Source organism: Pseudomonas sp. PSPC3-2 (assembly GCF_049897085.1).
Taxonomy (GTDB): domain Bacteria; phylum Pseudomonadota; class Gammaproteobacteria; order Pseudomonadales; family Pseudomonadaceae; genus Aquipseudomonas; species Aquipseudomonas paraveronii.
Genome location: NZ_JAFCVO010000006.1, coordinates 62,374 through 79,292, shown reverse-complemented (window position 1 = coordinate 79,292; position 16,919 = coordinate 62,374). Strand labels below are relative to the sequence as shown.

The window sequence follows — 16,919 nt, the reverse complement described above, 5'->3', positions numbered from 1 at the left end:
TAGACGTGGCGGGGCAAGAGTCGGGAGAATGCGCCTTTGACGCCGAAACGGAAGCCCGTCCCCATGAGTGACAGTACCCAGCGCATGGCCAGTGATATCGATCAGATGACCGAAGTGGCGATGCTCTATTACCTCGAGAACGTCACTCAGGAAGCCATCGCCAAGCGCTTTGACCTGTCGCGGGCAAAAGTCAGCCGCCTGCTCAAACGTGCGCGCGACGAGGGCATTGTCGAAGTGCGCGTGTTGCAGCACCCGGCGATGAACAATGAGCTGGAACGTGCCCTGGTGGAGCGCTTCAAGCTCGACCGCGCGCTGATCGCCGTCGACCACAGCGACCCCGACACCCAGCGCTCGGCCGTCGCCAGCCTGGTGGCCAATTACCTGAACAAGACGTTGAGCGACGGCATGATCGTCGCCGTGGGCATGGGTCGTAACGTTGGCGCGGTGGCTGATAACGTGTTCCTGCCGGTGACGCGCAATTGCACATTTGTCTGCGCCATCGGCGGTTCGCTCAAGGCCGGCGAATACATGAACCCCGATCATATCTGCCGGCGCCTGGCCCTGCGCTTTGGCGGCGAGAGTGAAAGTCTGTACGCGCCGGCCCTGGTGGCTAACCCGGAACTGCGCGGCGTGCTGATCAATAACGACACGGTGCGCTCGACCCTGGATCGCGCGCGGCGGGCGGACATTGCGCTGATCGGTATTGGCGACATGAGCGAGAACAGCAATATGGTTCGTATGGGCTGGTTCTCGCCCCAGGAAATTGCCCAGGCGCGGTTGTCCGGCACAGTGGGCGACATGATGGGTTATGACTTTATCGATATCCACGGGCAGCCGGCGGTCAACGCCATTCAGGGGCGGGTGATCGGGCTGACGGTGCAGGAGTTGTTCCGGATTCCGGATGTGGTGGCGATTGCCAGTGAGAACACCAAGGCGGCGGCGACGCTGGGGGCGTTGCGGTCGGGGGTGATCAATACCCTCGCGACCACGGTGACTAATGCTCATACCATATTGGCGCTGGATGAAGCGACCCGTAAAGCCTGACACGCCACGGGTCAAAGTGTGGGAGGGGCGGTGCGACGATTCGACTTGCTCCCGATAGCGGTCTTTCAGATAAATATATGCTGGCTGATACACCGCCATCGGGGGCAAGCCCCCTCCCACATGGGGGGTGTGTGGGCTTTGGGGACAGGTTTTGTAATAGTTTTGTGTTGTAGGGAATTTGTGGTTCGACTGTAGGATTCAAGTCCTTTTGTTAATTCAGGACTTGCATGAACGCCCTCTCGGAGCCTCCCAGTCGTCTTTCCCCAAGACAACCGCTGTTGCTGTTCCCGCTGAAGCACCCCGTATTCCAACGGCTAACCCTGTCCCGGTCCTCTGACCGCGCTTTGCCGTGCCCGGCATTCTGAACACCGATAAAGAGACTCTATAAATGGAATGGTTAGCGGACCCCACGGCCTGGCTCGGCCTGTTGACGTTGATTGTGTTGGAACTGGTGCTGGGCATCGACAACCTGGTGTTTATCGCGATCCTGGCGGACAAGTTGCCACCGGAGCAGCGCGACCGTGCGCGGTTGATCGGTTTGTCCCTGGCCTTGCTGATGCGCCTGGGCTTGCTGGCGAGTATTTCCTGGTTGGTGACCCTCACCCAGCCGTTGTTCGAGGTGTTCGACAAGAGCTTCTCCGGGCGTGACCTGATCATGCTGTTTGGCGGCGTGTTCTTGTTGTTCAAGGCCACCATGGAATTGCATGAACGCCTTGAAGGCCATGTGGCGCAACGCTCGGGCAATGTGGCCTATGCGATGTTCTGGCCGATCGTCGCGCAGATCGTGGTGCTCGACGCGGTGTTCTCCCTCGATGCGGTGATTACCGCCGTGGGCATGGTCGATGAGCTGGCGGTGATGATGATCGCCGTGATCATTTCCATCGGCCTGATGATTGTCGCGAGCAAGCCGCTGACCCGTTTCGTCAACGCGCACCCGACGGTGATCATGCTGTGCCTGGGTTTTTTGATGATGATCGGTTTCGCCCTGACCGCCGAAGGCCTGGGCTTCCACATTCCGAAGGGCTACCTGTACGCGGCGATTGGTTTCTCGATCCTGATCGAGGTGTTCAACCAGATTGCCCGGGCTCGGCGCAAGAAGGCTGCGCAAGGCGTATTGCCCATGCGTGAGCGCACCGCCCATGCGGTGATGCGCTTGCTCGGTGGTCGCAGCCTGGCAGAGGAAGAGGTGGGCGAAGAGGTGGCCGACCTGTTGGGTGAGCCGGATATGACTCAGGGCCCGCTGTTTGATCGACGTGAGCGGGTGATGATCAGCGGCGTGCTGCAACTGGCCGAGCGGCCGATCCGCACCTTGATGACGCCACGGGCCACGGTCGACTTTATCGACTTGGCGGACGATCTCGACACTATCCGCCTAAAACTGATGCGTTCGTCCTACTCGCGGCTGCCGTTGATCCGCAACGGCGCTGTCGATGAGCCATTAGGTTTTGTACAAAAAAAGGAGTTGCTCAAGGAGTACCTGGCCGGCAATGAGCTGAACCTTGAGCACCTGGCGCGCCGGGCGATCAACCTGCTGGCGAGCTGCTCGATCCTCAACGCCCTGGAGCAGATGCGCCAGGCCTCGACCCACATTGCTTTCGTGATCAACGAGTGCGGTGATTTCATCGGCGTGTTGAGCATGACCGACATCCTTGAGTCCATCGCCGGTGAATTGCCGGACGCCACGGGTCATGCAGGTTTTCCGGGTGCCGTTGCTACAGGCGTAACCGCGTAGGCTCGGGTGTACTGCTCGAAGGCTTTTTTCAGCGCGTCTTCGCCAAGGCCGGGCAGGGCGTCGAGCAGTACCTGGTCGCGGTAGATCAGCAGCATCGGGATGCGGTCGACACGCGGATGCTTGGGGGTGTTGACGCAGTCAAGGATCATGACTTTGACCTGGCCCTTGTAACGCTCGCTGATTCGTAGGAACCGCGGCATCGCGTCACTGCACGCGGTGCAGTCATGTGAGATGAAAACGACAAACACAGGCTGCGGGGTACTCAGTTCCCGTTCAAACGCAGCCTTGTCCTTAACCACGGCGTTGACATAGTTCATGAGGGCTTCTCCCTGTTGTACATGCGCTTACGCTAGGTGGGGAGATCACCTACGTCTACTGTCAATCTTCACAGGTCACTCACACACCTGCCAACGCCCGTTCAAGGTGTGGGCGCGCGATAAAGGTGCACGGTAACGCCAGGGCGGTGCGCCCATGTGGACCTGTCACGGGGTGTGGGGCCTTGGGTAGCAAAGGGATTGCCGTTACTCGTGTTACGCCTTATGCCGCATCAATATGTATACCGCTGATTTAAAACGACTTTATTCCCAGCGTATTTTTCCATTACTGCGTATGGCACACTTTCTGCTGTCTATTCCGTTGTTACATACCAAGTTCCGGTATAGCGGAATACACAACTCCTGGAGTGCTTGTCATGCATCACCGACCTTCCGTGTTCAAAGCGTGTGTTTTTCTCTTCGCCGCATCGGCTGCCCTCGCAAGCACCGTGCAGGCGGCGGGCAGCAAGCTCGATGATGTGCTCAAGCGTGGGCATCTGGTCGTGGGTACAGGCAGTACCAATGCGCCGTGGCACTTCCAGGGAGCGGATGGCAAGTTGCAGGGGTTCGATATCGACATCGGTCGCATTGTGGCCAAGGGCTTGTTCAACGACCCAAGTAAGGTCGAGTTTGTGGTGCAGTCTTCCGACGCACGGATTCCCAACCTGCTGACCGATAAGGTCGACATGAGTTGCCAGTTCATCACCGTCACCGCCAGCCGAGCGCAGCAGGTGGCGTTTACCCTGCCGTACTACCGCGAAGGCGTCGGCCTGCTGCTGCCGAACAACAGCAAATACAAAGAAATCGAAGACCTGCAAGCCGCCGGCGATGGCGTCACCGTGGCCGTGCTGCAAAACGTCTACGCCGAAGAACTAGTCCACCAGGCGCTGCCCAAGGCCAAGGTCGATCAGTACGACAGCGTCGACCTGATGTACCAGGCGGTGAACTCCGGCCGCGCCGATGCCGCCGCCACCGACCAGTCTTCGGTCAAATACCTGATGGTGCAGAACCCTGGCCGCTACCGCAGCCCGGCTTACGCCTGGAGCCCGCAAACCTACGCGTGCGCGGTCAAGCGCGGCGACCAGGACTGGCTGAATTTCGTCAATACCGCGCTGCATGAAGCCATGACCGGTGTGGAATTCCCTACCTACAAGGCCTCGTTCAAGCAATGGTTCGGTGTCGACCTGCCGGAGCCTGCGATCGGTTTCCCCGTCGAGTTCAAGTGATTCGTGAAAACCGGGGCGCCGCGAACGGCGCCCCCATCAGGTACTGTCGACCATGAACTATCAGTTGAACTTTGCCGCCGTGTGGCGCGACTTCGACACCTTGCTGGCGGGGCTGTGGCTGGGCCTTGAGCTGGCGCTGCTGTCGATCGCCATCGGCTGCGTGATCGGCTTGCTGATGGCGTTTGCCATGCTGTCCAGGCACCGGGCGTTGCGCATCCTGGCTTCGGTGTATGTGACGGTGGTGCGCAATACGCCGATCCTGGTGCTGATCCTGTTGATCTACTTTGCGTTGCCGAGCCTGGGCATCCGCCCGGACAAGATCCCTTCGTTCATCATCACCCTGTCGCTGTACGCCGGCGCCTACCTGACCGAAGTGTTCCGCGCCGGGCTGTTGAATATTCCCAAGGGCTTGCGCGAAGCCGGGCTGGCCATCGGCCTCGGCGAGTGGCGCATCCGCGCCTATATCACCGTGCCGGTGATGCTGCGCAACGTACTGCCGGCGCTGTCGAACAACTTCATTTCGCTGTTCAAGGACACCTCGCTGGCGGCCGCGATCGCGGTGCCGGAGCTGACTTATTACGCCCGCAAGATCAACGTCGAAAGCTACCGGGTGATTGAAACCTGGCTGGTCACGACCGCGCTCTACGTGGCCGCCTGTTACCTGATCGCCATGCTGCTCCGTTACCTGGAACAGCGTCTGGCGATCCGTCGTTAGAAGAGGCTCGCATGTACCAATCCCCCAGCTGGCTGCATGAGTTGTGGATCGCCCGGGACACCCTCTGGGCGGGGTTCCAGGCCAGCGTCTATGTCTCGGCGCTGGCGATTATCTTCGGCACCCTGATCGGCATCGTCGCGGGGTTGATCCTGACTTACGGTAGATTCTGGATGCGCGCGCCGTTTCGCCTGTATGTCGACCTGATCCGTGGCACGCCGGTGTTTGTGCTGGTGTTGGCGTGTTTCTACATGCTGCCGGCGCTCGGTTGGCAGATCAGCGCGTTCCAGGCCGGTGCGGTCGGGCTGACGTTGTTCTGCGGCTCCCACGTCGCGGAGATCGTGCGCGGCGCGCTGCAAGCCATTCCCCGCGGGCAAATGGAAGCGGGCAAGGCGATTGGCCTGACGTTCTACCAGACCCTGGGCTACGTGCTGCTACCCCAGGCGCTGCGGCAGATCCTGCCGACCTGGGTCAATTCCTCCACGGAAATCGTCAAGGCCTCGACCCTGCTTTCGGTGATCGGCGTCGCCGAGTTGCTGCTCAGCACCCAGCAGGTGATCGCGCGCACCTTCATGACCCTGGAGTTCTACCTGTTCGCCGGGTTTCTGTTTTTTGTCATCAACTACGCCATCGAGTTATTCGGGCGCTACATTGAAAAGCGGGTGGCCTTGCCATGAACCAACCTCAAACAACCCAACCGCTGCTGGACATTCGCGGCCTGCGTAAACAATACGGCCCAGTGGAGGTGCTCAAGGGCGTCGACCTGTCCATGCAGCGCGGCAACGTGGTGACGTTGATCGGCTCCAGCGGCTCGGGCAAGACCACGCTGCTGCGCTGCGTCAACCTGCTGGAAGAATTCCAGGGCGGGCAAATCACCCTGGACGGCGAGTCCATCGGCTACCGCGACATCGCCGGCAAGCGCGTGCGCCATCCGGAGCGGCTGATCGCCCAGCACCGCGCCATGACCGGCATGGCATTCCAGCAGTTCAACCTGTTCCCGCACCTGACGGCGCTGCAGAACGTCACCTTGGGCTTGTTGAAAGTTAAGAAAATGCCTAAGGACGAAGCCGTGGCTTTGGCGGAAAAATGGTTGGACCGTGTAGGACTCTTGGAGCGCCGCAATCACTTCCCCGGTCAGTTGTCCGGCGGCCAGCAACAGCGCGTGGCCATCGCCCGTGCGATTGCGATGAACCCGAGCCTGATGCTGTTCGACGAAGTCACCTCGGCCCTCGACCCCGAACTGGTGGGCGAAGTGCTCAGCGTGATCAAGGGCCTGGCGGAAGAGGGCATGACCATGTTGTTGGTGACGCATGAGATGCGCTTTGCTTACGAAGTCTCGGACAAGATCGTCTTCATGAACCAGGGCCGTATTGAAGAACAGGGCTCGGCGAAGGACATCTTCGAACGCCCGCAGTCGCCGCGCCTGGCGGAATTCCTGAAAAACATTCGTTTTTAACTGTCAGTCAAGGAGCACTATTTATGAGCATTACGCGTTACGGCGCCGGCAGCACCGCCGGTGGTGGCCAGCCACGTCCTTTCGCCCGTGCGGTGGAAGCGGACGGCTGGCTCTACGTCTCGGGCCAGGTGCCGGCGGTGGACGGTGAAATCATCAACGGCGGCATCGTCGAACAAACCCGCCAGACGATGCGCAACGTGGTGGCGATTCTCGAAGAGGCCGGCTACGCGTTGAAAGACGTGGTGCGCGTCGGCGTCTGGCTGGAAGACCCCCGGGATTTCTGGAGCTTCAACAAAGTCTTCGGCGAATACTTCACCCCCGAACACGCCCCGGCGCGCGCCTGCGTGCAGGCCAACATGATGGTGGATTGCAAGGTCGAGATCGATTGCGTGGCCTACAAGAAAAAGGGCTAAATGCCCGCATCTCAAGACCACATCAAATCCAATGTGGGAGGGGGCTTGCCCCCGATAGCGGTGTATCAGCAACAGATGTGTCTACTGGCACACCGCCATCGGGGGCAAGCCCCCTCCCACAAGGGATCACTGTGCAGCACACACCTTTCAGCGGACCGAAACTTCCATGACCGAAGACACCATCAAACGCCGCGCCAAAGGCCTGGACCGTGCATTCGATATCCTCGATTTTCTCAAGGAAATCGGCCAGCCCCTGCGCCCGAATGATATTGCCAGCGGCATCGGCAGCCCCAAGTCCACGGTCTACGAGTTGGTCGCCTCCTTACTGGAGCGTCGCATCTTGGAAACCGTGGGCAAGGACGGGCACGTCTACCTCGGCCGCCAGCTGTACTTCCTCGGCCAGGCGCACCTGCGCCATTTTGACCTGACCCGCGAGGCCGACCATGCCTTGCAGGCGATCGTCAGCCAGACCCACGAAACCGCGCAGATGTGCCTGCTCAACGGGCGCAAATACACGGTGGCGCTGATGCGTGAAGGCGAGCGGCATTTCCGGATTTCCTCGGACATCGGCGAAAACGCGCCGATCCCGTGGACCGCGTCCGGGCGCCTGTTACTGGGGCACTTGAGCGACCAGCAGATCGTCGACCTGATCGACCCCGACGACTTCATCCTGCCGGACGGCCAGCGCTTGCCGCTGGAGACCTTCCTCGCGCAGATCCGTCAGGCCAGCACCGAGGGCTTCTTTTCCTTCGACAGCGTGGCCGACACCTTTACCCATTGCTTTGCCGCCCCGGTCCGGGACGCGCAGGGCGTGAGCATTGCGACCCTGTGCATCGTCGCCCCCCGGGCCGATGCCAGTCAAAACTACAATGACTACCGCCGGGTGTTGATCGAAAGCGCCAACAACCTGGCCCGTCGCATCAACGAATAGGAGCTGTTCATGTCTGCCATCAACGCCGTTGCAAAAGGCGCCGCCGCTGTCGGCGCCCATCTGGTCCGTGACGTCAGCCTGCCGGCCCTGGTGCTGCACCGCGACGCCCTTGAACACAACATTCGCTGGATGCAGGCCTTTGTCAGCAACAGCGGCGCCGAGCTTGCGCCCCATGGCAAGACCAGCATGATGCCGGCCCTGTTCCAGCGCCAGATCGCCGCCGGTGCCTGGGGCATCACCCTGGCCAGCGCGGTACAGACCCGCGCCGCCTATGCCGGTGGCGTGCGCCGTGTGTTGATGGCCAACCAACTGGTGGGCGCGCCGAACATGGCGTTGATCGCCGAGTTGCTGGCCGACGCGGACTTTGACTTCCACTGCCTGGTCGACCACCCGGATAACGTCGCCGACCTGGGCCTGTTCTTCGCCGCCCGTGGCCTGCACCTGAACGTGATGATCGAGTACGGCGTGGTCGGTGGCCGTTGTGGTTGCCGTAGCGAGCAGGCGGTACGCGACCTGGCCAAGGCAATCAAGGCCCAGCCGGCGTTGGTACTGACCGGTATCGAAGGCTACGAAGGCGTGATCCACGGTGAGCACGCCATCAGCGGCATCCGCGAATTCGCCGCGAGCCTGGTGCGCCTCGCCGTGGACCTGCAGAACAATGGCTCGTTCGACCTGGCCAAGCCGATCATCACCGCGTCGGGATCGGCCTGGTATGACTTGATTGCCGAGTCCTTCGAAACGCAAAACGCCGCCGGTCGGTTCCTCAGCGTGCTGCGTCCCGGCAGCTATGTAGCCCATGACCACGGCATCTACAAAGACGCGCAATGCTGCGTGCTCGACCGGCGTAGCGACCTCAATGAAGGCCTGCGCCCGGCGCTGGAAGTCTGGGCCCATGTGCAATCGTTGCCTGAGCCTGGCTTCGCGGTGATCGCCCTGGGCAAACGCGATGTGGCTTACGACGCTGGTTTGCCGGTGCCGCTCAAGCGCTACAAGGCCGGGATTGTGCCGGCGCAAGGCGATGACATAAGCGCGTGCAAGGTCACAGCGGTGATGGACCAGCATGCGTTCATGAGCGTGGCACCGGGGGTTGAACTGCGCATCGGCGACATCATTTCCTTCGGGACTTCCCACCCGTGCCTGACCTTCGACAAGTGGCAGGTCGGTTGCCTGGTGGATGAGCAACTTCAGGTGATCGAGTCCCTGCATACCTGCTTCTAGACCGCGTCGCCTCTATCGTGAGCAAACCCGCTGCGACCTTTGGGTGTGCGAACACATTCAAAGGTGGGAGCGGGCTTGCCCGCGAAGGGGCCATCAGCCGCACCGGAGACAACAGGCATGAACACCACCCCTCGCATCGCCCTCATCGGCGAATGCATGATCGAACTGCAACACCGCGCCGACGGCAGCCTGCACCAGAGCTTCGGCGGCGACACCCTGAACGCGGCGGTGTACCTGCGCCGCGAGCTGGGGGCGATCGGCAGCGTCGACTACGTCACCGCCCTGGGCGATGACAGCTTCAGCGATGCCATGTGCCAACAGTGGACCGCCGAAGGCCTTGGCCTAGACATGGTCCAGCGCCTACCCGGGCGGCTGCCGGGTTTGTACTGCATCCAGACCGACGCCAATGGCGAGCGCAAATTCCTCTACTGGCGCAACGAAGCGGCCGTGCGCGACTGCTTCACCACGGCAGCCGCCGCACCGATTTTGGCGGCGTTACCGGGCTATGACGTGGTGTATTTCAGCGGCATCACCCTGGCGGTGCTGGGTGAAGTTGGGCGTGAGCGTTTGTTGCACGCCTTGATCGAAACCCGTCGGCGCGGCGGTCAGGTGGTGTTCGACAACAACTACCGGCCGCGTTTGTGGGCCAGTATCGAGGCGGCGCGTGCGGCCTATCACAAGGTGTTGGCCGAAGTGGATATTGCCTTGTTGACCGAGGATGACGAGTACGCGTTGTTTGGTTATGCCGACAGCGAGCAGGTGTTCGCGGCGTATCCGGCAATCGCGGAAGTCGTGCTCAAGCGCGGTGCCGAAGACTGTTTGATTCGTTGCGCAGGTCAGCGCTTTGCCGTGCCAGCGTTGAAGGTCGAGACGGTGGTAGACACCACGGCGGCGGGGGACTCGTTCAGTGCGGCGTACCTGGCCAGTCGGCTCAAGGGTGGTTCGCCGCAAGAGGCGGCCTTGGCTGGGCATCGGCTGGCGAGCCGGGTTATCCAGGTGCCGGGGGCGTTGATTCCTCGGGCGTGAATGGCCGCCTGCGGCGGATCGGGGGCAAGCCCCCCCCACAGTTGACCGCATTCTTCCAGATGAAATGCGCTCACTGTGGGAGGGGGCTTGCCCCCGATAGCGGCCTAAAGCCAACCCATCAATCCCGATAAAACACCTGTACCAAGTGGTACCCAAACTTGCTCTTGACCGGCCCATGCACCACCCGCAGCGGCTTCTTGAAGATCACCGCATCAATCACGCCGACCATTTGCCCCGGCCGAACCTCGCCGAGATCGCCGCCGCGCTTGCCAGACGGGCAGGTGGAATACTTCTTGGCCAGCACATCAAACGCTTCGCCCTTGGCGATGCGCTGCTTGAGCTGTTCGGCTTCTTCGCTGGTTTTCACTAGGATATGGCGGGCTTGGGCTTTCATGGTTCTCTACCAAGTGTGCGACGGCGCGCGATTATGCCTTAACTGAATCATCGACGCTGATCATGCTGCGAATTTTGGTGGCGAGCAGGTCGATGGAAAACGGCTTGGCGACCATGTCCATGCCGTCTTCCAGAAGGCCCTGGCGTTCGGTGGCTTTTTGCGCATAACCGGTCATGAACAAGATGCGCAGGCCCGGGCGATGCTGGCGGGCGATTTCCGCCAGTTGCCGGCCGTTCATGCCCGGCAGGCCCACATCGGTCACCAGCAAATCCACGCGCAAGTCCGATTCCAGCAGCGGCAAGGCCGTGCGCGCATCCGCTGCCTGGTGTGCGGTGTAGCCCAGTTCATCGAGTACATTCACCACCAGCATGCGCACGGCCGGGTCGTCCTCGACCACCACCACGGCCTCTCCGGCCAGGGCCACCGGCGCCTCACTGAGGCTGGTCGGCAGGCTGCTTTCCAGGGCGGTGCCGTGCAGGCGTGGCAGATACAAACGCACGCAGGTGCCCTGGCCCGGTTCGCTGTGGAGGGTCACATGGCCGCCGGATTGCTGGGCGAAGCCATAGATCATCGACAGCCCGAGGCCGGTGCCCTGGCCGATGGGTTTGGTGGTGAAAAACGGATCGAAGGCCTTGGCCAGGATTTTCGGCGCCATGCCGGTGCCGTTGTCGCACACGCCGAGCATCACGTAATCACCGGCCTTGACCGGTTCCAGCGTGGTGATGTCGGTGCCGTCCAGGTAGCTGTTGGCGGTTTCGATCAGCAGTTCGCCACCTTCGGGCATGGCATCCCGGGCGTTGATCACCAGGTTGAGCAGGGCGTTTTCCAACTGGCTGGCGTCGGTGTTCACCGGCCAGATATCGTTGCCCAGTTGCACCTTGAGCGTGATGTGCGCGCCCTTGGTGCGCCGGAACAAGTCTTCCAGCGAGGCCACCAACTGGTTCGGATCGAGCGGGCGGCGGTCCAGCGACTGGCGCCGCGAGAACGCGAGCAGGCGATGAGTGAGGGCGGCGGCGCGATGGGCGGAGGCCACGGCGGCGTCGGCAAAGCGGCCGATGTCGTCGCTGCGCCCGTCGGTGATGTAGCGTTGCATCAGGTCCAGGCTGCCGATGATGCCGGTGAGCATATTGTTGAAGTCATGGGCGATGCCACCTGTGAGCTGGCCCACCGCTTCCATCTTCTGCGCATGGCGCAGGGCGTCTTCGGCGCGCTCGCGTTCGACCATCTCGTTTTGCAGGCGCTGGTTGGCCTCGGCGAGTGCCAGGGTGCGCTGGGCCACACGCTCTTCGAGGTTTTCGTTGAGGTGGCGCAGGCGTTGCTCGGTGCTTTGCTGGGCTTTGAGGCTGGCTTCGGAGCGCTGTTGCAGTTCCTGGGTGAACTGGCGGCGTTCGTTGGTTTCGATGGCGGTGACGAGGATGCCGGACACGCTGGCGCATTCATCGCGGATCGGGCTGTAGGTCAGGTCAAGCCAGATCTCGGTGTCGCGCTGGTTGCGCTGCAGGACAAAGCGCTGTTCGCTGAAGGATCGCACCTGGCCGCTGAGAACCGCGTCATAGATCGGTGCGGTGAAACTGTGCAATTCCGGCCAGGTCTGGTGCGCCGGTTGGCCCATCGCGTCAGGGTGCTTGTTGCCCGCCAGCAGGGCGAAGGCGTCGTTGTAGAGTTGGATGAGTTCGCTGCCCCACAACAGCAGCATCGGCATCGGCGAGTGGACGACAATATCCACGGCGGTGCGCAGGCTTTGCGGCCAATCATTGGCCTCACCGAGGGGGCTTTTGGCCCAGTCCAGCCGCGCAATCAATGCGGCGGCTTCGCTACCGGTGGATGTTTCCTTCATAAAAAGCCCTGAGCGTAACGCTTTGAAAAATGACAACACCCATTATCCGGTGGGACAACGATGGGTGACTACCCCCGAAAAATAGCATGCATTGGGGGTTTGTCTTCAAATGAGTGCGTTGGCGCTGAAACCTTTCACCTTAACGTGCCAGCTCAGGCCGGTCGCGAAACTGTGCCAGGGCCTCCGGGTTGGCCAGCGCGTCGGTGTTTTTCACCGGTTCGCCATGTACCACATTGCGCACCGCCAGTTCGACGATCTTGCCGCTGATCGTGCGCGGGATATCGCTGACGGTGAGGATCTTCGCCGGCACATGCCGTGGCGTGGTGTTGGCGCGGATCACCTGGCGGATCTGCTGTTCGAGGGCGTCATCCAGCTCGACGCCATCGTTGAGCCGCACGAACAGCACCACGCGCACATCGTCCTGCCAGCGCTGACCAATGGCCAGGCTTTCCAGCACCTGCGGGACTTTTTCCACCTGCCGATAAATCTCGGCGGTGCCGATCCGCACACCGCCAGGGTTGAGCACCGCATCGGAGCGCCCGTGAATCAGCAGGCTGCCGTTGGGCCGCTGCTCGGCGTAATCGCCCTGGGCCCACACGCCGGGGAATTGGCTGAAATAGGAGGCGCGCAGTTTTTTCTGCTGCGGGTCGTTCCACAGGCCAATGGGCATAGCGGGGAAGTGCCGGGTACACACCAGTTCGCCCTTTTCACCGACCAGCGGCCGCCCCTGGTCGTCCCACACCTCGATGGCCATCGCCAGGCTCTTGCACTGCATTTCACCGCGGCGCACCGGCAACACCGGATTGCCGATGACGAAGCAAGAGACGATATCGGTGCCGCCGGACATCGAGGACAGGCACACCTCGCGCTTGATCTCGCGGTACACGTAGTCGTAGCTCTGGGGCGACAGTGGCGAGCCGGTCGAAATCAGCCCTTTGAGACTGCCCAGGTCATGGCTCAGGCGCGGCTGCAGCCCGGCCTTTTCCAGGGTGACGAGGTACTTGGGGCTGGTGCCGAACACGCTGATCCGTTCCGCGTCGATCAGGTCGATCAAGCGCTCGGGGCCAGGGTGAAACGGCGAGCCGTCGTACAGCACCGCCGTGGCGCCGAGCGCCAGAACCGAGACCAGCCAGTTCCACATCATCCAGCCGCAGGTGGTGTAGTAGAACAGGCAATCCTCACGGGACAGGTCCGCGTGCAGGCCGTGTTCCTTGAGGTGGGTGAGCAGCACGCCGCCGGTGCCGTGGATGATGCACTTGGGCACGCCGGTGGTGCCGCTGGAATAGAGGATATACAGCGGATGGTCGAACGGCACCGCGACAAACTCAGGCGCGCCGCCGGGTTGGTAGAAGTCACTCCACAGCGCGACGTTGGCGGCGCTCCGATAGTCCTCGACCCGCGCCTGGGGCCGCGCATACGGCACGATGATCAGTTGCTGCAGGGACGGCAGGCGTTCGAGGATCTCGTTGAGCTTGGCGCTCTGGTCGATGGTCTTGCCGGCGTAGCGGTAACCGGCGCAGGTGATCAGCACCTTGGGTTCGATCTGGCCGAAACGGTCGATCACGCCTTGGGTGCCGAAGTCTGGCGATGAGCACGACCAGATCGCGCCCAGGCTGCTGGTGGCGAGCATGCCGACCAGGGTTTGCCAGGTGTTGGGCATGCACGCGGCGACCCGGTCGCCCAGCCCAACCCCGGCCGCCCGCAGGCTGCGTTGCAGGCCGGCGACGTGGGCGGCCAGTTCGGCGTAGCTCAGTTGCTCGCGCTGGCCGTCTTCGCCGATGGCGACTACAGCGGGGTGATCGTCGCGACGGCGCAGCAGGTGTTCGGCAAAGTTCAGGGTTGCGCCGGGGAACCACTGGGCGCTGGGCATCTCGGCGTCTTCGATCAACACCGCACTGGGCGGGCTGCGAAACTGCACGTCGAAAAACGCCACGAGCGCCTGCCAGAAGTCGGGCCGCTGGTCGATGCTCCACTGGTGCAAGGCCGGGTAGTCGCTGAGCTGCACGCTGTAGCGGTCATTGATAAAGCGCCGGAACTGGTCCATCCGGGTGTGGCGGATGCGTTCGGGGGAGGGTTGCCAGAGGATCTCGGACATCAGCAAAGTCTCTTATTCTTGTACAAGTCTTCCAAACAATAGAGTTCCAATGTGGGAGGGGCGGTGCGACGATTCGACTTGCCCCCGATAGCAATGGGTCAGTCATCAATGTGTTAACTGATACACCGCCATCGGGGGCAAGCCCCCTCCCACAGTTTTAATCTCCAGTGTCTGGTTTTATTGAGCCAGCCACCCACCATCGATATTCCACGCCGCGCCCCGCACTTGGGCACCGGCCTCGCTGCACAAAAACAGCACCAACTCGCCCAGTTGCGGCGGGGTCACGAACTCCAGCGACGGCTGCTTCTCCGCGAGCAAATCATGCTGGGCCTGTTGCGGGTCGACACCGTTGGCCGCGCGGTCATCGATCTGCTTCTGCACCAGCGGCGTCAGCACCCAGCCGGGGCAAATCGCGTTGCAGGTCACGTTGCTGGTGGCGGTTTCCAGGCCGACCACCTTGGTCAGGCCGATCACGCCGTGCTTGGCCGCCACATACGCGGCTTTGCCCACCGACCCCACCAGGCCATGCACCGAGGCGATATTGACGATGCGCCCCCAGCCCTTGGCCTTCATGCCCGGCAGGCTCAGGCGCGTGCTGTGGAACACCGACGACAGGTTGATCGCGATGATCGCATCCCAGCGTTCCACCGGGAACGCTTCCACCGCCGCCACATGCTGGATGCCGGCGTTGTTGACCAGAATGTCCACGCCGCCGAATTCGCGCTCGGCGTAGGTGATCATGTCGGCGATCTGCGCCGGGTCGCTGACGTCCGCCGGGTGGTGCCCAACCTTGCCGCCGAATGCCTGCACCTGGGCGATCACCGCGCTGGCGTCGCCGAAGCCGTTGAGGATCAGGTTGGCGCCGGCCTCGGCCAAACTCAAGGCGATGCCCAAGCCGATACCGCTGGTGGAGCCGGTGACCAGGGCGGTCTTGCCGTTCAAGTTCGTCATAGAAACCTCACACAATGCCGGTGGCGTAGAAAGTACCGATCACCACGAACACCGCGAGGGTCTTGATAATCGTGATGCCGAAGATGTCCTTGTAGGCTTCGCGGTGGGTCAGCCCGGTGACCGCCAGCAACGTGATCACCGCGCCGTTGTGGGGCAGGGTGTCCATGCCGCCGCTGGCCATGGCCGCGACCCGGTGCAGCACTTCAAGCGGGATATTGGCCGCGTGGGCCGCAGCAATAAAACTCTCGGACATCGCCGCCAGGGCGATGCTCATGCCGCCGGACGCCGAGCCGGTGATACCGGCCAGCAGGGTCACGGTGATCGCTTCGTTGACCAGCGGGTTGGGGATGCCCTTGAGCCAGTCCGCCAGCACCAGAAAGCCCGGCAGCGAGGCGATCACTGCACCAAAGCCGTATTCCGAAGCGGTGTTCATCGCCGCCAGCAACGCACCACTGACCGCGCTCTTACTGCCTTCGGCGAGCTTGCTTTTGATTGCTGACCAGCCGAACACCAGCACCATGACGATGCCCACCAGCAGCGCCGCTTGCACCGCCCAGATCGCAGTGAGCTTGGCGATTTCGGTGGTCACCGGCGTGCTCATGCCCGCCAGGCTGAGGCTGTGGGTCTTGCCGTACCACTGCGGAATCCAGTGGGTGAACAGCAGGTTCATCACCCCCACCAGGATCAGCGGCGACAGCGCGATCCAGGGGTTAGGCAGGCTCAGGTTTTCGGCGGTCTCCGGCTCGTTGCGCAGCTCGGTGCCGTAGCCTTCACCGCCCCGTTGCGCCTTGTTGCGCTGGCGCGCCAGGTAGAGCATGCCGGTGCAGAACACGAAGACCGTGCCGATCAGCCCCAACCACGGCGCGGCCCAGGCGGTGGTGTTGAAGAACGTACTGGGGATGATGTTCTGGATCTGTGGTGTGCCGGGCAGCGCGTCCATGGTGAAGGAGAACGCACCCAGGGCAATGGTCGCCGGAATCAGGCGCTTGGGGATATCGCTCTGGCGGAACATCTCCGCCGCGAACGGGTACACCGCAAACACCACCACGAACAGCGACACGCCGCCGTAGGTGAGCAGGGCGCAGACCAGCACGATCACCAGCATCGCCTGGCGCGTGCCGAGCAAACGGATCGCGGCTGCGACGATGGAGCGCGAGAAACCCGACAGCTCGATCAGCTTGCCGAACACGGCACCGAGCAGGAATACCGGGAAATACAGCTTGATGAAACCGACCATTTTCTCCATGAACACCCCGGTAAACGCAGGGGCGACGGCGGACGGGTCGGTGAGCAGGACGGCGCCGAGGGCGGCGATGGGGGCAAACAGGATAACGCTATAGCCACGGTAGGCAGCCAGCATCAGCAGCGCGAGGGCTGCCAGGGCAATGATCACACTCATGGTGTGTCTCCATCGGATTGTTATTTTTGTGGGGTGAAGCTGTGGAGGAAGGCTATAGCGAGATGTGTGCCATGTTCATAACCTATTGAAAAACATAGATATTCACGTACACATGAACAAACTTTCCAGATTTAGTCTCAATCTAGAGACAAAAACAGATCAAAGGTGGGA

At 61.9% G+C, this 16,919-nt stretch carries 15 protein-coding genes and 1 pseudogene; 10 read left to right on the top strand and 6 right to left on the bottom strand.

The annotated features are described in order from the left end of the window. Nucleotides 1–63 precede the first annotated feature (63 nt). Both ACP7CJ_RS11970 and ACP7CJ_RS11965 read left to right on the top strand, forming a co-directional pair. Complete coding sequence (locus ACP7CJ_RS11970; RefSeq protein ID WP_247401298.1) at nt 64–1,044, top strand: sugar-binding transcriptional regulator; 981 nt, start codon at nt 64–66, stop codon at nt 1,042–1,044. A gap of 388 nt (nt 1,045–1,432) precedes the next feature. Beyond that, nucleotides 1,433–2,728: pseudogene (locus ACP7CJ_RS11965) on the top strand (TerC family protein); the annotation flags it as partial. Between the two features lie 2 nt (nt 2,729–2,730). Here ACP7CJ_RS11965 and ACP7CJ_RS11960 read toward each other — a convergent pair. Beyond that, entirely contained in the window at nt 2,731–3,093 is a 363-nt protein-coding gene (locus ACP7CJ_RS11960; RefSeq protein ID WP_276193375.1) for a thioredoxin family protein, read from the bottom strand. A 374-nt stretch (nt 3,094–3,467) separates the two neighbouring features. On the opposite strand from ACP7CJ_RS11960, the gene ACP7CJ_RS11955 reads away from it, so the two are divergent. The 8 genes from ACP7CJ_RS11955 (at nt 3,468) to ACP7CJ_RS11920 (ending at nt 10,072) form a co-directional block, all read left to right on the top strand. Then, nucleotides 3,468–4,316, top strand: a complete 849-nt coding sequence (locus ACP7CJ_RS11955) for a transporter substrate-binding domain-containing protein (RefSeq protein WP_276193374.1) — start codon at nt 3,468–3,470, stop codon at nt 4,314–4,316. 52 nt (nt 4,317–4,368) lie between these two features. Beyond that, on the top strand, nt 4,369–5,031 hold the full coding sequence (locus ACP7CJ_RS11950) for an amino acid ABC transporter permease (protein ID WP_426101504.1): 663 nt from the start codon (nt 4,369–4,371) through the stop codon (nt 5,029–5,031). Between the two features lie 11 nt (nt 5,032–5,042). Further along, a complete protein-coding gene (locus tag ACP7CJ_RS11945) occupies nt 5,043–5,705 on the top strand; it encodes an amino acid ABC transporter permease (protein ID WP_276193372.1) in 663 nt (220 codons plus the stop codon). Then, nucleotides 5,702–6,484, top strand: coding sequence for an amino acid ABC transporter ATP-binding protein (locus tag ACP7CJ_RS11940; protein ID WP_276193370.1), 783 nt, complete (start codon nt 5,702–5,704; stop codon nt 6,482–6,484). Before ACP7CJ_RS11945 ends, ACP7CJ_RS11940 begins: the two co-directional genes overlap by 4 nt. 23 nt (nt 6,485–6,507) lie before the next feature. Beyond that, on the top strand, nt 6,508–6,897 hold the full coding sequence (locus ACP7CJ_RS11935; protein ID WP_276193369.1) for a RidA family protein: 390 nt from the start codon (nt 6,508–6,510) through the stop codon (nt 6,895–6,897). 166 nt (nt 6,898–7,063) lie between these two features. Next, on the top strand, nt 7,064–7,828 hold the full coding sequence (locus ACP7CJ_RS11930) for an IclR family transcriptional regulator (protein ID WP_247401380.1): 765 nt from the start codon (nt 7,064–7,066) through the stop codon (nt 7,826–7,828). A gap of 9 nt (nt 7,829–7,837) precedes the next feature. Further along, complete coding sequence (locus ACP7CJ_RS11925; RefSeq protein WP_276193368.1) at nt 7,838–9,046, top strand: amino acid deaminase; 1,209 nt, start codon at nt 7,838–7,840, stop codon at nt 9,044–9,046. A 117-nt stretch (nt 9,047–9,163) separates the two neighbouring features. Beyond that, nucleotides 9,164–10,072, top strand: a complete 909-nt coding sequence (locus ACP7CJ_RS11920; RefSeq protein ID WP_426101506.1) for a sugar kinase — start codon at nt 9,164–9,166, stop codon at nt 10,070–10,072. Nucleotides 10,073–10,190: 118 nt separating this feature from the next. On the opposite strand, the gene ACP7CJ_RS11915 is transcribed toward ACP7CJ_RS11920, so the two are convergent. From ACP7CJ_RS11915 to ACP7CJ_RS11895, 5 genes are all read right to left on the bottom strand, one after another. Continuing rightward, nucleotides 10,191–10,466, bottom strand: coding sequence for a peptidylprolyl isomerase (locus ACP7CJ_RS11915; RefSeq protein ID WP_028622750.1), 276 nt, complete (start codon nt 10,464–10,466; stop codon nt 10,191–10,193). A 31-nt stretch (nt 10,467–10,497) separates the two neighbouring features. Next, on the bottom strand, nt 10,498–12,303 hold the full coding sequence (locus ACP7CJ_RS11910; RefSeq protein ID WP_276193366.1) for a response regulator: 1,806 nt from the start codon (nt 12,301–12,303) through the stop codon (nt 10,498–10,500). 139 nt (nt 12,304–12,442) lie between these two features. Beyond that, nucleotides 12,443–14,398, bottom strand: a complete 1,956-nt coding sequence (locus ACP7CJ_RS11905) for an acetoacetate--CoA ligase (RefSeq protein ID WP_426101508.1) — start codon at nt 14,396–14,398, stop codon at nt 12,443–12,445. 177 nt (nt 14,399–14,575) lie between these two features. Beyond that, the gene (locus tag ACP7CJ_RS11900; protein WP_426101510.1) at nt 14,576–15,349 is read right to left on the bottom strand and encodes a 3-hydroxybutyrate dehydrogenase; all 774 of its coding nucleotides are present in this window, start codon (nt 15,347–15,349) and stop codon (nt 14,576–14,578) included. 7 nt (nt 15,350–15,356) lie between these two features. Then, entirely contained in the window at nt 15,357–16,748 is a 1,392-nt protein-coding gene (locus tag ACP7CJ_RS11895) for a GntP family permease (RefSeq protein ID WP_426101512.1), read from the bottom strand. Nucleotides 16,749–16,919 lie beyond the last annotated feature (171 nt).

Coding starts and splice junctions, on each gene's coding strand:
- ACP7CJ_RS11970 (WP_247401298.1), top strand. CDS start 64: ATGAGTGACAGTACCCAGCGCATGGCCAGTGATATCGATCAGATGACC.
- ACP7CJ_RS11960 (WP_276193375.1), bottom strand. CDS start 3,093: ATGAACTATGTCAACGCCGTGGTTAAGGACAAGGCTGCGTTTGAACGG.
- ACP7CJ_RS11955 (WP_276193374.1), top strand. CDS start 3,468: ATGCATCACCGACCTTCCGTGTTCAAAGCGTGTGTTTTTCTCTTCGCC.
- ACP7CJ_RS11950 (WP_426101504.1), top strand. CDS start 4,369: ATGAACTATCAGTTGAACTTTGCCGCCGTGTGGCGCGACTTCGACACC.
- ACP7CJ_RS11945 (WP_276193372.1), top strand. CDS start 5,043: ATGTACCAATCCCCCAGCTGGCTGCATGAGTTGTGGATCGCCCGGGAC.
- ACP7CJ_RS11940 (WP_276193370.1), top strand. CDS start 5,702: ATGAACCAACCTCAAACAACCCAACCGCTGCTGGACATTCGCGGCCTG.
- ACP7CJ_RS11935 (WP_276193369.1), top strand. CDS start 6,508: ATGAGCATTACGCGTTACGGCGCCGGCAGCACCGCCGGTGGTGGCCAG.
- ACP7CJ_RS11930 (WP_247401380.1), top strand. CDS start 7,064: ATGACCGAAGACACCATCAAACGCCGCGCCAAAGGCCTGGACCGTGCA.
- ACP7CJ_RS11925 (WP_276193368.1), top strand. CDS start 7,838: ATGTCTGCCATCAACGCCGTTGCAAAAGGCGCCGCCGCTGTCGGCGCC.
- ACP7CJ_RS11920 (WP_426101506.1), top strand. CDS start 9,164: ATGAACACCACCCCTCGCATCGCCCTCATCGGCGAATGCATGATCGAA.
- ACP7CJ_RS11915 (WP_028622750.1), bottom strand. CDS start 10,466: ATGAAAGCCCAAGCCCGCCATATCCTAGTGAAAACCAGCGAAGAAGCC.
- ACP7CJ_RS11910 (WP_276193366.1), bottom strand. CDS start 12,303: ATGAAGGAAACATCCACCGGTAGCGAAGCCGCCGCATTGATTGCGCGG.
- ACP7CJ_RS11905 (WP_426101508.1), bottom strand. CDS start 14,398: ATGTCCGAGATCCTCTGGCAACCCTCCCCCGAACGCATCCGCCACACC.
- ACP7CJ_RS11900 (WP_426101510.1), bottom strand. CDS start 15,349: ATGACGAACTTGAACGGCAAGACCGCCCTGGTCACCGGCTCCACCAGC.
- ACP7CJ_RS11895 (WP_426101512.1), bottom strand. CDS start 16,748: ATGAGTGTGATCATTGCCCTGGCAGCCCTCGCGCTGCTGATGCTGGCT.